Annotated in this window: 14 protein-coding genes and 1 riboswitch; of the genes, 8 read left to right on the top strand and 6 right to left on the bottom strand. The window is 57.3% G+C overall.

Annotation, left to right across the window (positions count from 1 at the left end; all coding sequences use genetic code 11):
* Positions 1–3 precede the first annotated feature (3 nt).
* Entirely contained in the window at positions 4–627 is a 624-nt protein-coding gene (locus BLT38_RS07600; protein WP_172838181.1) for a DUF47 domain-containing protein, read from the bottom strand.
* 118 nt (positions 628–745) lie between these two features.
* A complete protein-coding gene (locus BLT38_RS07605; protein ID WP_083344629.1) occupies positions 746–2,743 on the bottom strand; it encodes an ABC transporter ATP-binding protein in 1,998 nt (665 codons plus the stop codon).
* A gap of 79 nt (positions 2,744–2,822) precedes the next feature.
* Here BLT38_RS07605 and hemW point away from each other — a divergent pair, with 79 nt between their 5' ends.
* From hemW to BLT38_RS07625, 4 genes are all read left to right on the top strand, one after another.
* Positions 2,823–4,025, top strand: a complete 1,203-nt coding sequence (hemW, locus tag BLT38_RS07610; RefSeq protein ID WP_083344630.1) for a radical SAM family heme chaperone HemW — start codon at positions 2,823–2,825, stop codon at positions 4,023–4,025.
* Positions 4,022–5,101 carry a threonine aldolase family protein gene (locus BLT38_RS07615; RefSeq protein ID WP_083344631.1) on the top strand — a complete coding sequence of 360 codons (1,080 nt, stop codon included), beginning with the start codon at positions 4,022–4,024 and terminating at the stop codon, positions 5,099–5,101. The genes hemW and BLT38_RS07615 overlap by 4 nt, the downstream gene beginning before the upstream one ends.
* 38 nt (positions 5,102–5,139) lie before the next feature.
* Positions 5,140–5,384: riboswitch (cobalamin riboswitch) on the top strand.
* Positions 5,385–5,418: 34 nt separating this feature from the next.
* On the top strand, positions 5,419–7,863 hold the full coding sequence (locus tag BLT38_RS07620; RefSeq protein ID WP_083344632.1) for a TonB-dependent receptor: 2,445 nt from the start codon (positions 5,419–5,421) through the stop codon (positions 7,861–7,863).
* Positions 7,864–7,965: 102 nt separating this feature from the next.
* Complete coding sequence (locus BLT38_RS07625; RefSeq protein ID WP_083344633.1) at positions 7,966–8,907, top strand: hypothetical protein; 942 nt, start codon at positions 7,966–7,968, stop codon at positions 8,905–8,907.
* Between the two features lie 73 nt (positions 8,908–8,980).
* On the opposite strand, the gene groL is transcribed toward BLT38_RS07625, so the two are convergent.
* A complete protein-coding gene (groL, locus tag BLT38_RS07630) occupies positions 8,981–10,648 on the bottom strand; it encodes a chaperonin GroEL (protein ID WP_083344634.1) in 1,668 nt (555 codons plus the stop codon).
* 134 nt (positions 10,649–10,782) lie between these two features.
* Entirely contained in the window at positions 10,783–11,076 is a 294-nt protein-coding gene (locus BLT38_RS07635) for a co-chaperone GroES (protein ID WP_083344635.1), read from the bottom strand.
* A 212-nt stretch (positions 11,077–11,288) separates the two neighbouring features.
* Here BLT38_RS07635 and BLT38_RS07640 point away from each other — a divergent pair, with 212 nt between their 5' ends.
* From BLT38_RS07640 to BLT38_RS07655, 4 genes are read left to right on the top strand one after another with little or no spacing between them, the layout of a single operon-like run.
* The gene (locus tag BLT38_RS07640; protein WP_083346980.1) at positions 11,289–11,957 is read left to right on the top strand and encodes a hypothetical protein; all 669 of its coding nucleotides are present in this window, start codon (positions 11,289–11,291) and stop codon (positions 11,955–11,957) included.
* Positions 11,958–11,959: 2 nt separating this feature from the next.
* Positions 11,960–12,691, top strand: a complete 732-nt coding sequence (locus BLT38_RS07645) for an SDR family NAD(P)-dependent oxidoreductase (RefSeq protein WP_083344636.1) — start codon at positions 11,960–11,962, stop codon at positions 12,689–12,691.
* A 35-nt stretch (positions 12,692–12,726) separates the two neighbouring features.
* Entirely contained in the window at positions 12,727–13,509 is a 783-nt protein-coding gene (locus BLT38_RS07650) for a hypothetical protein (RefSeq protein ID WP_083344637.1), read from the top strand.
* Entirely contained in the window at positions 13,499–14,287 is a 789-nt protein-coding gene (locus tag BLT38_RS07655) for a tetratricopeptide repeat protein (protein ID WP_083344638.1), read from the top strand. The genes BLT38_RS07650 and BLT38_RS07655 overlap by 11 nt, the downstream gene beginning before the upstream one ends.
* A 17-nt stretch (positions 14,288–14,304) precedes the next feature.
* On the opposite strand, the gene BLT38_RS07660 is transcribed toward BLT38_RS07655, so the two are convergent.
* On the bottom strand, positions 14,305–14,739 hold the full coding sequence (locus tag BLT38_RS07660) for an Rrf2 family transcriptional regulator (RefSeq protein ID WP_083344639.1): 435 nt from the start codon (positions 14,737–14,739) through the stop codon (positions 14,305–14,307).
* 33 nt (positions 14,740–14,772) lie between these two features.
* Positions 14,773–15,126, bottom strand: coding sequence for a globin domain-containing protein (locus BLT38_RS07665; protein ID WP_083344640.1), 354 nt, complete (start codon positions 15,124–15,126; stop codon positions 14,773–14,775).
* Between the last annotated feature and the right edge of the window lie 64 nt (positions 15,127–15,190).

Raw genomic sequence — 15,190 nt, forward strand, 5'->3', positions numbered from 1 at the left:
GCGTCAGTCGTTCTTTAGAAGAATGCGCTCAATGGTGCGGCCAAGGTTGTCGAGGAGGTAGATCGCCTCAAGCATCAGGTCGTGCACTTCGCGCTTTTTCATGACGGAGATGGGGTCCGGCTGGCCGCTGTACAGCTCCAGAAGAAACTTGTCGCGGCTCTGACGGGCGGCCTCTTCCTGGCGACCGATTTCGTCAAGATTGCCGCGCAGCTCGCTGAGCTTTGCCTTCTTGCGCAGGCGATTCAGCGTGGCTGAAATCTCCGATGCCATGGTGTCAATGGCTGTGGTGTGCGTGCGCAGCGAGGGGTGCATCTCCTCAAGCCGGTACAGTTCCATGCGACGGCCAGCCGTGGCGATGACGGCGATGGCTTCGTAAATGCGGCTGGTGAGTTCGAGGATGTCTTCGCGATCGAACGGGGTGATGAAGGCGGTATCGAGCCGGAGAAGCGTTTCGCGCATGACGCGGTGTGCTTCATGTCGGCTCTGCTCCATTTTGGCGACGTGACCGTTCGTGCCGGGCCAGAGATTCATGCTTCCAGCGAGTTGGTCAGAGACCACCACCAGGCATTTGCCAAGCTGTTCAAAGTGGTCAAAAAAACTTCTGTCCTGTGGCATCACGCTGAACATGCTTGCGTTCTTCTCCTCCTGCGTTGCGTTTCTGAGCGCAGGCACCCGGGCAAGAATAGCGCACCGGGAGGGGTAAATCGTAGTGTTGTGTTGGTTTTTTGCAGAACTGTAATAAATGTCAGTCGCCGGGCTGGAGCCGCAGTGCATCGGCAGCCAATGGGACCGCGGTGGTTTCCTGATCTTTGTACTGGAGTTGGTATAAACGCCAATACAAGCCACGGTGAGCCAGGAGCTCGTTGTGGGTACCGCTTTCGCGCAGCTTGCCTTTGTGCATGACCAGAATTTTGTCAGCACGCTGGATGGTCGATAACCGGTGCGCGATGACGAAGGAGGTCCGGCCAACGATCATCTTTTCCAGCGCGGAACGGACACGGAGTTCGGTGTCGGTATCGACGGAGGAGGTGGCTTCGTCGAGGATCAGAATCTCAGGTCGATGCGCGAGGGCGCGTGCGAAACTGATGAGCTGCTTCTGGCCGGTGGACAGGGTGGCGCCGCGCTCCTGCATGGGCTCGTTGAAGCCCTGGGGCAGGGTGCGGATGTAGTCGCCGATATTGACCTCGTCGGCGGCGCGCTCCACTTCGGCGTCGGTGATCCATTCGGAGCCGAGGCGGATGTTGGACTTGACTGTGCCGGTGAAAAGGAAAGCGTCTTGTAAGACGACGCCGAAACGACGGCGCAGGGCATCCAGCGGCATCTGGCGGACGTCCATACCGTCGACAAGCACGCTGCCGGACTGGACATCGTAAAAACGCATCATCAGAGCAGTGATGGTGGTCTTGCCCGCGCCGGTATGTCCGACGACTGCCGCAGTTTCACCCTTGGCGACGTTGAACGAGACGCCGCGGAGAATCCATTCGATGTCAGGAATGTTGGCCAGATCTTCGTCCGTTTGCGCGAGGGTGAGGGCGGACTTCTGATCGTCAGTCAACGTCTGGTAAGTGAACCAGACATTCCGGAACTCGATGGAGCAGGGTTCGCCGTGAGGCGGCTCGACGGCGGTGGCAGGGGAGACGATCTCCGGCTCAGTATCAAGCAGCTTGAAGACGCGCTCGCTGGCGGCCATGGCGGCCTGCAGAATGTTGTACTTTTCGCTGAGATCCTGGATGGGACGGAAGAATCGCTGCGCGTATTGCATGAACGCCAGCAGTACACCCACCGTGACGGCGCGGCCAAAGAACGATGCGCCGTGCAGAACGCCGAAGCCGCCCTTCCACAGCACCATGGCAATGGCGATGGTGCTCAGCAGTTCTACGGCGGGGTAGTACAGCGAATACGCCTGCACCTGGTCCACGTAGGCGTCGCGATGTTCCGCGTTAATGAGGGTGAAGTCATCGTAAGCACGCTGTTCGCGATTGAAGAGCTGCACCACGCTCATGCCGCTGACGTGTTCCTGTGTGTAGGCATTGATCTTGGCAATGGCTGTGCGGATGCGGCGATAACTGCTGCGCACAGCGATGCGGAAGAGGCGCGTGGCATAGCCGATGAGCGGCAACACCGAAAGCGTGAGCAATGCCAGCGGCCAGCTGAGCCACAGCATGATGCCAACGATGAAGATCAACACGAATACGTCTTCAAAGATGGCGAGCACGCCGCTCGTGAACATTTCGTTCAACGCGTCGATATCGCTGGTGACGCGGGTGACGAGTCGGCCTACGGGGTTGCGGTCGTAAAAGCCGACGTGCATGCGCTGCAGATGGCGGAAGATCTGCGAACGCATGTCAAACATGATGCGCTGGCCAGTCCATTGCATCAGGTAGGTCTGCATGAATTCCAGCGCGTAGCTGAGCAGCAGGGCGCAGAGATAAAGCGCAGCGCATTCGGTGATGCCGACAATGGGTTGCGGGCTGAGATGCCGTGCGAACCAGCCGGGGACAAACGTGGTGTTATGGCCGGTCATGTAGCGGTCGGTGGCCACCAGGACAAGGTATGGGCCTACGACGTCCGCGCTTGCTTTGAGCAGGATGGAAGCAAAGCTGAGGCCCGCATGGCCCGCATATGGGCGCATGTAGGTGAGCAGACGCTTCATCAGGCGGCTGTCATACGCCTTTCCAAGCACCTCTTCGTCGTGCGCGGACTTTGCGGTGGGTTTCGGCTTCTCTTTGCTTTTCTTGGCCATGCCTTGTCTGATTGTAGATGTCTTTGTGGCATGCTTCGGCTCACGATTTTTACAGCGCATACATGGGAAAATAGAAACAATGCACCCCCACGACGCCACGCTCGGCCTGTATATGTCTGTGCCGTTCTGTCGGCAGAAGTGTACTTTCTGCAACTTCGCGTCCGATGCGTTTCCCCCGGCGCGGATGACGGCGTATGTCGACAGGCTAGTAGCGGAAGTTGAAGCGTCGCGTGAGTTTGCCGCGCAACATCAATTAATCGTGCCGCAACGGGTCGATTCCGTGTTTCTGGGAGGCGGAACGCCGTCATTGCTGGAACCAGAACAGATGGCGCGTGTTTTTGCGGTGCTGCGTGCGACTTACCCCTTGGAGCAGGATGCGGAAATCACAGTGGAAGCGGCTCCGGGGCAGATTTCGGATGATTTACTCGACGTGTTGCTCCGCAGCGGCGTGAACCGCATTTCACTTGGCGTGCAGAGTTTTGTCGATGCCGAATCGCGTGCCGTGGGCCGAGTGCACACGGGCGATGCTTGTCTCGCGGAGTTGAATCGTCTGCGTGCTGCCGGGATTAGCAACCTGAACGTCGATTTGATTGCGGGATTGCCGCATCAGACGGCTGCGTCGTGGTCACATTCCCTGCAGACTGCGATGGATGCGGGCGTGGAACATGTGTCGGTGTACATGCTTGAAGTGGACGAAGATTCGCGATTAGGGCGTGAACTGATTGGCCCTGGTGTTCGTTATGGGGCGCACGCCGCGCCGACGGATTCACTTGTAGCCGATCTGTATACCCAAGCGTGCGAGAAGTTCGATACTGCAGGGCTTGCACAGTATGAGATTTCGAACTTCGCGCGTGCGGGCTATGCGTCGCGGCACAACCTGAAGTACTGGAAGCGCGATGCGTATTTTGGTTTTGGGCTGGATGCGCATTCCATGCTGCGCGCGCAAAACGATAGCCGCGCGTCGCGCTTTGCGAATGGCGATGAACTTGATCCTTACATCGCAGGCAGCGAAGCCGTCGAAGTGGAACACATCAACATGCTGGGCGAGTGGGAAGAGAGTATCTTCCTGGGACTGCGGTTGATTGATGGCGTTTCGATTGCGGAGTTGCAACAGGCGTTTCCTGCATCGTGGGTGAATGCATTTGCTGAGCGAGTGCAGAGCTTGCAACGCGATGGGTTGATGCGGTTGGAAGATGGTCGCGCCATGCTGACGCAGCACGGACGTATCGTGTCATCGAGCATCTTTGGTGAATTGCTGGCCGATGAGCCAGCGGTGGCATGAGTGCTCCCAAAGGATTAGGAGAAGTGACGATGGAAGTGATTGATCTGCGCAGCGACACCGTAACCAAGCCCACGCCGGAGATGCGTGAGGCCATGTCCACCGCCGAGGTGGGCGATGACGTGTACAGCGAAGACCCGACGGTGAATCGCCTGGAAGAGCGCGCTGCGGAGGTCTTCGGCATGGAGGCGGCGATCTTTGTTCCCACAGGATCCATGGGGAACCAGATTGCATTGCGCCTGCATACAGAACCGGGTAGGGAAGTTGTCTGCGAATCGCGTGCGCATGTGCTGGATTGGGAGATGGGCATGGCCGCGATGTTTAGCGGATGCCAGCTTCGCACGGTGCAAGGGGAGCGCGGCATTCTTCGCTGGAAAGACATTGAGCCTGCGCTTGCCACAACGGGTTTGTATTACAAGGCTCAGACTGGGCTGATTTGGGTGGAGAACACACACAACATGGCTGGCGGATCAGTTACGCCGCTGGCAGTGATGCGCGAGCTTCGCGATGGTGCGCATGGTCGCGGATTGCCAATTCATCTGGATGGTGCGCGCGTTTTCAATGCCTCCACCGCGTTGAAAACGGATGTCGCCACACTGACTGCAGGCTATGACTCCGTGAACTTCTGCCTGTCGAAGGGACTATGCGCGCCCGTTGGATCACTGCTTGTCAGTTCCCGCAAGAACATCGACAAAGCACGGCGTATTCGCAAGGCGCTGGGCGGCGGTATGCGTCAGGCAGGCGTGCTGGCAGCGGCTGGATTAATTGCACTGGATGTGATGTCGAAGCGGCTGGATGACGATCATGCCAATGCGAAGCTGCTGGCGCAGAAGATTGCGGATGTGGACGGTATCTCCGTTGATCCTGCGGAAGTGGAGACAAACATCGTTATCTTCCGCACGGAATTTGATGCGCCCGCCTATGTGGCTTCGCTGAAGGAGCGTGGCGTGTTGGCCAGCGCTATCAATGCAAATACGGTTCGTTTTGTTACCCATCATGATGTAAGCCAAGAACAATGCGCGTGTGCCGGTGAGATTGCTGTTGATGTTGCTGCGGAGATGCTTTTAGAAACCGCATAAAACAAGGCATTTACGCTGTACACTGGCAATACACGTTTTGAGTGCAATTCTGAAGAGGATTGCTTTGTTCAACACAAGCGCAGCGGAATGCATTGGGAAGCGCGGTGAGAATCCGCCACTGCCCCGCAACTGTAAGCGCGCATCTTCGACCATGTTTCGAAGACACATTCTTTTCGTGACACAGCTATCACTGCGTAAGTGGGAAGACAGCATGTGCAGGATACGAAGACTTTGTGCGATGCGCGTAAGTCAGGAGACCGATTCCGCTGCTGGTTGTAAGCCATGCTCCCGCGGGGGAAGCAGAGGAGAATTCTGATATGTATCGCATCGCTCAAAAGCGACGCGCAGCAGCGCAGTTATGTGCAGTTGCCGTGTGCGCTCTCACCGCATCGGTTGCCCACGCAGTTGTAGTCCGCGGCATGGTCCGCGATCCGCTGGGGCGTCCTGTCTCCACCGCGCATGTCCGCCTGGTCAAGGGAACGCAGGTCGTGGCCTCCACGGTCACATTGCCAGATGGTTCCTTTGAAATTCGTTCAACGGAAGATGGTCGTTTTCTGCTGATTGCGGATGCGCCCACGTTTTCTCCGCAGGTGAGTGATTCATTTTACGGACGCCCGCTAGATGTGGTGCAGAAGACTCTGCAACTCACGATCAGCCCCATCAAACAGGACATCACCGTCACAGCGACAGGCGAACCCACTCCTGTACAGCAGACCAGCGCAAGCGTGTCATTGATCGATCAGCAGGCTCTGAGTACTCGTGCCGATGTTGTGAGTGAACTTCGCCTGCAACCCGGTGTTGCGATGGTGCAGACCGGCCAGTACGGCGGTGTGACATCGATGTTTGTACGTGGTGCAAACTCTGACGCAAACAAGATCCTGATTGACGACGTGCCAGCAAACGATGTGGGTGGAGTATTCGATTACGGCACCGTATCTTCGACCGCAGTCGCTTCAATCGAGACGCATCGTGGCCCCGACAGCATCCTGTATGGAACGGACGCGCGTGCTGGTGTGGTGCGTTTTGAAACGCCGCATGGAACCACGCTGAAGCCCGTGCTGACGTACTCCGGTGATGCAGGCAATCTGCACACGTGGCGCAATGAAGGCACGCTGTCCGGTACTTATGGCAAGGCCGATTACTTCGGTGCTTTCTCGCGCTTTGATAGTTCCAATGCGCTGCCGAATGACCGTTATCACGTGGCAACTTCCGCGGCGAACCTGGGCTACAGCTTTACCGCAAAAACAAGCATTCGCGGAACCGTTCGCAATGCTGTCAGCGCTACTGGAATTCCCGGTGCATGGGACTTCCAGGGGCTTGCGCAGAACGGCAAACAGGGCGATCAGGACACCTACATGAGTGGCGTGTTGGACGACACACGCGGCAATGGTTGGCACAACACCTTCCGCTACATTGGCGCGCGCAAGCGTGAGCAGTCTCGTTACTTCGCCGCTGTGGGAACGCCGGATGGCTATGGCGAATACTTTGGCAACACCGTAACGATCCGTGGCGCCAACGGAACAAAGGCTACTGGCCAGGTCATCGTTGGATACGATCCGTTTCCCACTTACTACGAGATGGTGAACAACCGCGACGGTCTTGACTATCACACCAGCTACAGCTTCAATCGTCACCTATCTTTGGTGGGAGGTTTCCGCTTCCAGGATGAGCGTGGAGCATATCGCTATCCGTTGTATGGCGAAAACGACCAGGTGGGGCGCAGCAATTACGATTACACCCTCGCGTTCAATGGTGAAGCGTGGCATCGGATCTTCTATACCGTGGGCGGAGCGATCCAACGCAACTCACTGTATGGAACGGAAGGACAGCCGCAGATTGGGCTTTCGTACTACCTGTTTCGCCCGGCACGCGGATGGTTCCATGGAACACATCTACGCGTCCAGTTTGCGAAAGGTGTGCAGGAACCAAGCTTGAGTGCGCAGCTTTCTTCGCTGTTCCAGAAGCTGATTGGAATTGGAGATACCGCAGATATTGCGAACTTCCATGTAAGTCCGATTGGTGCGCAGCGCAGCCGCGTCTATGAAGGTGGACTCGATCAGAATATCTACTCTGACAGTGCCATTCTGCATTTGACTTACTTCCACTCGACCTATGGACGGGGGACTGAGGGCGTTCCTGTAACGCTCTACAACGCTTATTTCCATCAGAACCTACCCGTGGCGTTGGGAAGCTTCTATCTGAATTCCCTTGATACGCGGTCTACAGGCGTGGAGGCATCGCTCGAATACCAGGTGCTGCATCACCTGTTCCTGCGTGCCGGATATACGTACCAGGATTCACTGGTGAAGCAATCGTTCTCCAGCGATGCACTGGCGGCGTTAGGTGGTTCAACGACGATCAACCCGAACTATCCAGGTATTCCCATCGGGCAGTATTCGCCGCTGGTGGGGCAGCGTCCCTTCCGTCGTCCGCCGCAGACGGGATTCTTCATGGCCCAATACACCACGACGAAGTGGTCTGCAGCAGTGAAGGCCGCTGTCGCTTCACGAGCAGATGATTCCACGTTTATCGACGCTTATTCCAACTCGTCGTTCGATAACTCCATGCTGCTGCCCAACCGTAATCTCGATCCCGGATTTACCAAGCTGGATGCGAACTTCACGTATCAGGTGCGTCCGTCCGTTGCGTTGTTTTCGCAGTTAGACAACCTGCTGAACAACCAGCACATGGGTCCGATTGGTTATCCATCGTTGCCGTTTACCTTCCGTGTCGGTTTGAAGGTGCGTATCCCGCACGAGTAATCAATCGCGTTATGTGTTGAACATGCGCCATTACTGAAGCAAAAGGCCCACGCTGAGCGTCTCATCAGCGTGGGCCTTTATGATTTGGGCCGGAGGAATTTCATGTTGGCACGTCTTCGTTTTGCAAGTACTGCTTTGGCGCTGGTTTTTGCTGCGCTACCTTCTCATGCACAGGAGGGTCCGTACAACGTTCGCGTGGTGTTGCGCGCCGAAACAAAAGGGCAGCCCTCGATTCTGCAACCGGCCGATCTCCGCGTTCAGTTCGCCGGCAAGAAGATACCCGTGCAGCGGCTGGAACCATTGATCTCCAACCACAGCGCAAAACCTGTGCAGGTAGCCATCCTGATCGACGACGGTCTGCGCGGAAGCTTTGGCAACCAGATAGGTGAGATCCGCCAGTTTGCGGCCGATCTTGCGGCGGAGCATGTCGCCGTGGGCGTTGCTTATATGCAGAATGGCCGCGCTGTATTTGGCAACGGAGGTTTTACCTCTGACCCTGAAGTGGTCGAGAAGCAGTTGCGTTTATCCATGGGTGGTGCGGGCATCAGTGCCAGCCCATATTTCTGCCTGCAGGATCTGATCAAGAATTGGCCGGGAGATAAGACAGGACCGCGTGCGGTGTTAATGATCACGAACGGTATTGATCTGTACAACGGTGCTCCCACTCCGAACAACCAATATAGCCCATACGTGCAGGCGGCAATTGTGGATGCGCAGCGCGCAGGCGTGCCGGTGTATTCCATCTACTACGGTCGCTTTGACAATCATCCCGGCTTCGCCAGCTTCAGTGGACAAAGCTACCTGGGCGATCTGGCCGATAGCACCGGTGCAAACACCTTCAATCAGGGAAGCCTGAATCCGCCGAGCATCAGCCCGTACCTCAAGCAGTTTGAAAAGAACCTGAATGAGAGCTGGCTGCTATCGTTCCAGACGGGAACACGCAAGTTGGAACAACTCAAAGTCGATGGAGCGAAGGGAACCAAGCTGTACGTGCAACGCCTCGCGCAGGGGACGGAAGCAACAGCGGGTGCTGTGCTTCGCTAGAAGCTTTGTATGAAGTAAGCAATAAGAAAGCCCCGGATTGCTCCGGGGCTTTTCTATTGGTCGTGCTTGAGGTTTAGTACATGCCGTCCATGCCGCCGCCATGCGAGTGGCCGCCGCCTGCCGGTGCTGCCTTCTCCGGAATCTCTGCGATGAGAGCTTCCGTGGTGAGCAGCAGGCCGGAGATGCTGGCTGCGTTCTGCAGAGCGGTACGGGTTACCTTGGTGGGGTCGATGACGCCAGCGGCAACCAGGTCTTCGAACTGGCCGGTCGCTGCGTTGTAACCCTGGTTGTCCTTCGACTCCAGGATCTTGCCCACAACCACTGCACCCTCTTCACCAGCGTTGCCAACGATCTGGCGCAGCGGCTCTTCGATAGCGCGGCGGATGATCGATGCACCGATCTTCTCGTCGCCTTCGAGGGTCTTGATGAGAGCATCAACGTCAGCAGCGCAGCGAACCAGAGCCACACCACCGCCCGGGACGATGCCTTCTTCAACGGCTGCACGGGTTGCGTGCATTGCGTCTTCTACGCGTGCCTTCTTTTCCTTCATCTCGGTCTCGGTAGCAGCACCGACCTTGATGACAGCAACGCCGCCAACCAGCTTGGCGAGGCGTTCCTGCAGCTTCTCGCGATCGTAATCGGAGGTGGTCTTCTCAACCTGGCTGCGGATCTCACGCACGCGACCGTCGATGTCGGCTTCCTTGCCGGCGCCGTCGATGATGGTGGTGTTGTCCTTGTCGATGGAGACGCGCTTCGCGGTGCCCAGGTCCTCAAGCTTCACGGACTCCAGCTTGATGCCGAGGTCTTCCGTGATGGCCTTGCCGCCGGTCAGGATCGCGATGTCGCCCAGCATGGCCTTGCGGCGATCGCCGAAGCCAGGAGCCTTTACAGCAGCAACGTTCAGCGTGCCACGCAGCTTGTTGACCACGAGGGTTGCCAGCGCTTCGCCGTCAACGTCCTCAGCAATGATGATGAGGGCCTTGCCGGTGCGGGCCACCTGCTCCAGGAGGGGCAGGATGTCCTTCATCGCGGAAACCTTCTTCTCGTAGATGAGGATGTATGGATCGTCGAACGAAGCTTCCATACGCTCTGCATCGGTCACAAAGTAGGGCGAGAGGTAGCCGCGATCAAACTGCATACCTTCCACAACGTCGAGCTGGGTCTCCATGCTCTTCGCTTCTTCAACGGTGATAACGCCGTCCTTGCCAACCTTCTTCATCGCTTCGGCAATGATGGTGCCGATCTGCGAATCAGAGTTTGCAGAGATGGTGCCCACCTGAGCAATCATGTCACCGGAAACCGGCTTCGACAGCTTCGACAGAGCGCCGCCAGTGACGATGCCGTTCTCGTCGCGCTTGCCCACGATGGCCTCAACAGCCTTATCGATACCGCGCTTCAGAGCGGTCGGGTTTGCGCCAGCAGCAACGGTCTTCACGCCTTCGCGGTAGATCGCCTGAGCCAGAACAGTAGCGGTGGTGGTGCCGTCGCCAGCAACGTCGCTGGTCTTGGAAGCAACTTCCTTCACAAGCTGTGCGCCCACGTTTTCGATCGGGTCCTTGATCTCGATTTCCTTGGCGACGGTGACGCCGTCCTTGGTGATCGTCGGGGAACCGAACTTCTTCTCGATAACAACGTTGCGGCCCTTGGGACCGAGGGTGACCTTGACGGCGTCTGCGAGCGTGTTCACGCCGCGCAGAATAGCCTGACGGGAATCTTCACCGTGCAGAATTACCTTTGCCATTGTCTTTCTTCCTTTGCATTCGCGCTCATTGCGCGAGTTAATTCAAAATCTGTCACTGCCGTTTGAGCAGAAGGGAAGCTGAAGTATTCATTCCAGTCAACGAAGGCGCAAAGCGCATCCGCAGCATGCAATGACTACTTGAGGATTCCGAGGACTTCTTCTTCACGCATGATCAGGAAGTCTTCGCCGTCCAGCTTGATTTCAGTGCCGGAGTACTTGCCGAAGAGAACCGTGTCGCCAGCCTTAACGTCCAGCGGGAAGACCTTGCCTTCATCGTTGCTCTTGCCCTTGCCAACGCTGACGACGGTACCCTGCTGGGGCTTTTCCTTAGCGGAGTCGGGGATGATGATGCCGCCGCGAAGCGTCTCGCCCTCTTCCAGGCGGCGCACCAGAATGCGGTCATGCAGCGGTGTGAAAGTCGATGCCATGGTGTTTCGTTCTCCTTGGGTGGTGGTCGATGGCAGTGTTAGCACTCCATCATTCCGATTGCTAATGTACGAACTGGCAGTCACCCGCGTCAAGTGCTAATCGATGAAATGTGAGTGAAAGGCACTCACGTCCGAATCTGCGACAGTGGCAGCGTCAGAACACGCCACGGCTACCGCGACAGAATGTACCTCGAAACGATAGAATGCAGGGCATGTTGTCCCGTCGTGCGCTCCCCGTCGTTGCCACCCTGCTGCTCTCTGCCGCACCGCTGCTTTCCGCTCAAAATGAGCGCCACGGACGTAAGTACAAGGCGCCGCCGGAGACCAGTCATCTCGAAATCCTCGTAGTGCGCGACTTCAACGGCAAGGTGATTGAGAACGCTGGCGTCGTCTTCCACCCGACCAAGGACGGCATTGACGAGGGCAACCTGGAAGTAAAGTCCGGGCCTGACGGCAAGGCCTTCATCGACATCATCCCGACGGGATCGGATGTGCAGGTTCAGGTAATCGCAAATGGCTTTGAGACCTATGCAGGGAACCTCAAGCTGGATGCTGCCTCGAAGCAGTTGACCGTCCGTATGAAGCGGCCGTCGTCGCAGGTATCTGCCTACGACGAGAACGAAGGTAAGGGCAATCTAAAGCGCAATGTCGGTGTGCAGGAGCCAATCCGCACTGGTACGGCACCTACGGCAGCGTCAAAGCCGTTGTCGGCCAGCGAGCCGGTGATCAAACTGCCTGCGCTGCCCAAGAACAAGCCTGCGGATGGCGATGCTACCATCCAGCCCGGAACAACGGCTGCTCCCGCGTCGAAGCAGCCCACAAAGACGGGTAACTCTGCACCGGTTGCAGATGGCACCCCAGCTCCGCCGCAAACCAACTAAGCATGACTTCTTCGCACGAGAGCCTCCGTGGGCGCCGCGTCGTGATTACAGGCGGTGTACGGAGGCTTGGTCGCGCCTTTGCCTTGGCATTGGCGAATGCCGGAGCTGACGTTGTTGTCACCACTCGCCACTCTGACGAAGAAGCAACAGAACTGCTACAGGCCATAAAGCCACTGGGTGGACGCTACGCAGCGGTGCAGAGCGATGTGACGGTCCCTGAACAAGTGAGCCGTGCCGTGGAAGAAGCCGCTGGCTTTCTAGGCGGCATCGATTTGCTCATCAACAACGCGGGAATGTTTGAATCAGCAAAGCTGGAAGACCTGACGCCGGAGCAATGGGATCGAGTCTTTGCAACAAACACGCGTGGGCCGTTCCTAATGGCTCGGGCAGCGCTTCCGCATCTTCGCAGCAGCCAGGGAAGAATCCTCAACATCGGTTCGCTCGGCGGTATCCGTCCGTGGATCACGCATGGTCACTACTGTTCCAGCAAGGCCGCGCTGCACATGCTGACGCAGACCATGGCGAAGGCCTGGGCTCCTGAAGTCAGCGTGAATGCGATCGCGCCAGGCATGATTCGGTTTCCTGATGAGCCGGAGCGCATGGCATCGAAGACACCGATGCAGCGTGATGGTTCACCAGCCGATGTAGTGAAGGCCGTATTGTTCTTTGCGTCGGCGCCGCAGTTCATCACCGGACAGATACTGGCTGTGGATGGCGGCCTTGGGCTTGCCTGAGCCTCCGCTTCGATACACTGGAAGCTGAACTGCTCATGTCCTCTGAAATTGTTCTCAAACCCTCTCCGGATGCTATTTCGCTTGCAGAACGACGCGAACAGCTTGCTGCTGTGCGTACGCAACTTGCGGAGTTGGAGGCGGAGCTTGCGCAGTTTCGCGCGCAGCTGAAGGCTTTTGAAGGCCGTTATCTGCGGCAGGTGGGCGTGCTATACGCCGAGCTGGATGAATTGGAAGCACGCATCACGGAACACGAGGCTTCGCTCTATGGATCTGATGCAGCGAAGCAACGTGCAGAAGAGGCGAAGCAGCGCGCGCAGGAAAGCCACGACGCCGCATTCGGCGAGGCTCGCGAAGCAGAAGAGTTTGATCCACCCACAAGCCTGAAAACACTCTTTCGTGAAGTAGCCAAGCGCATTCACCCGGACTTTGCACGTGACGATGCGGAGCAGCAGTACTTCACGCTGCTGATGGCGCGTGCGAATCAGGCGTACCGACGCGGCGATACAGAAATGCTGCAGCGCATGCTCGACGATCATCTTGAAATTAATGCGGTTGTCGCGGGTGAAACCACTGCTGCGGAGTTGCTGCGTATTTCGCGACAGATGCAACACGCCAAGCGCGACATTGCTTCCTTGGAGATGGAGCGCTACACGCTGCAGGGCAGTGAGATTGCAATGATGTTTCACGATGCGGAGAGGGCTGCGCTTGAGCATCGCGACCTGTTGACGGAACTTGCCGTCAGCGTGCGCGAACAGATTGCAGAAGCGCAACGTCGCTTTGATTTGATTGATCGGCAGATAAACGTTCATGGAAGATAATCCGCAATCCGGCCTGCAGCATGTCCCCGCAGGGTCAGGCTTGTCAGTGCATACGGCACGTTCCGGCATGATTGCGCGTGGTCGCCGCGACGCCGCCAGTGCAGCGTCAAACCCGCATTACAAGCAGGCACTGGAGCAGTACAACGCAGGCGATTTTGCTGCGGCTGCTGCATCATTCAAGTTGGCTGCAGATCAGGGACACGCCGAATCTCAGTACATCCTAAGCACGCTCTACGACGAAGGCGCAGGTGTTGCCAAAGACGATGAACAGGCTTCGTACTGGGAGCGCAAAGCAGCCGAGCAAGGCCATGCGTATGCGCAGGCCAACGTAAGTTTTCGTTATTACGCTGCGAACGATTTTGCGGAGGCATTCACCTGGTGCCAGCGTGCGGCGTACAGCAAACTTGCGTGGGCGCAGTACAACCTTGGCCTAATGCATCGCAAAGGTGAAGGCACGGAACAGAGCGACACGCAGGCTGCGTACTGGTACCGCCTTGCAGCCGCACAGAACTTTGCAGAGGCGCAGCAGAAGCTGGCAGACCTGTATTACTTTGGCCAGGGCGTGCCTCAGAATTATGTGCAAGCCGCGTCGTGGTATCGCAAAGCCGCCGACCAGGACAATGCAGAAGCGCAGTTTCAGCTAGGCCATCTGTACGCCATTGGCGAAGGCGTAGAGCACGACTACGTGCAATCGCGTTACTGGATTCGCAAAGCTGCGCAGCAAGGCCATGAGCAGGCCGTGAAGGAACTGAAACGTCGCCAGTATCGCGACGCATAAACGCTTCGTTCGCGAAATTAACCAGTGATCTGCACCAGCTTTTGAAGCGATGGCGTCTTCGCCATCTGCGCAAGGCTGTATCGATCCAGCGCGCGAAAGAACGCTTCGTACGCTTCATCCAGTGCGCTCTTTAACAGGCAGTCTTCACGCAATGGGCACGGTTGCGTCCAGCAATCGATGAGTCCACCTTTTGGCTCGGTGATGCGTACGATCTCGCCAATGCGCAAGGATTCGGGGCGGCGGCCCAACCGTAGGCCACCACCCCGTCCCTTTGCGGTTTCCACCAGCCCTGCCAGGCCGAGCTGATATGCCACCTTCACCATGTGCGTGTAGGGAACATGGAATAACTCAGCCGCAGCGCGTACCGTCACCACCGTCTCCAGTGGTTTGTCACGACTGGCCAGATACAGCAGAAGGCGCAGCGAAAGATCGGAAAATCGAGTCAGTTGCATGGTGCGTGTTCACAGTCTACGGCGCATCATTCGTTACGCCAGTGCTGGCTCCTCCGCGTAAATCTCTTTCTCTCGCGCGATCATCACATCGGCAAGCTGCTGATATGCGGCCGCCCACGCCTCCAGCACCTCAGGCGTAATGGCGTCGCCCAACACAATCTTCATAGCCTGCAGGAGATACCGGCCTACGAGCGGATACTGCTCCGGCGTGACGTGCGTCTGCACATGGCGCTGCGCGATCTTCTCCACGGCCGGCCCAAGATTCTGCAGCCGATCCAGGTTCGCAACATAGGCAAGAATGGACTGCGCCAGGCGCTTGGACTGCGCACCCGACTGCTGATCATCCATGTTGAACTGCGACTTCAACTCCGGATTCTCACCGATCATGTTTGCGTAGAAGACGCGCGTAATCTCCTCACCATGTTTAAGATAATGATTAAGAGGCGAAAGA

This window comes from Terriglobus roseus (assembly GCF_900102185.1).
Lineage (GTDB): Bacteria > Acidobacteriota > Terriglobia > Terriglobales > Acidobacteriaceae > Terriglobus > Terriglobus roseus_A.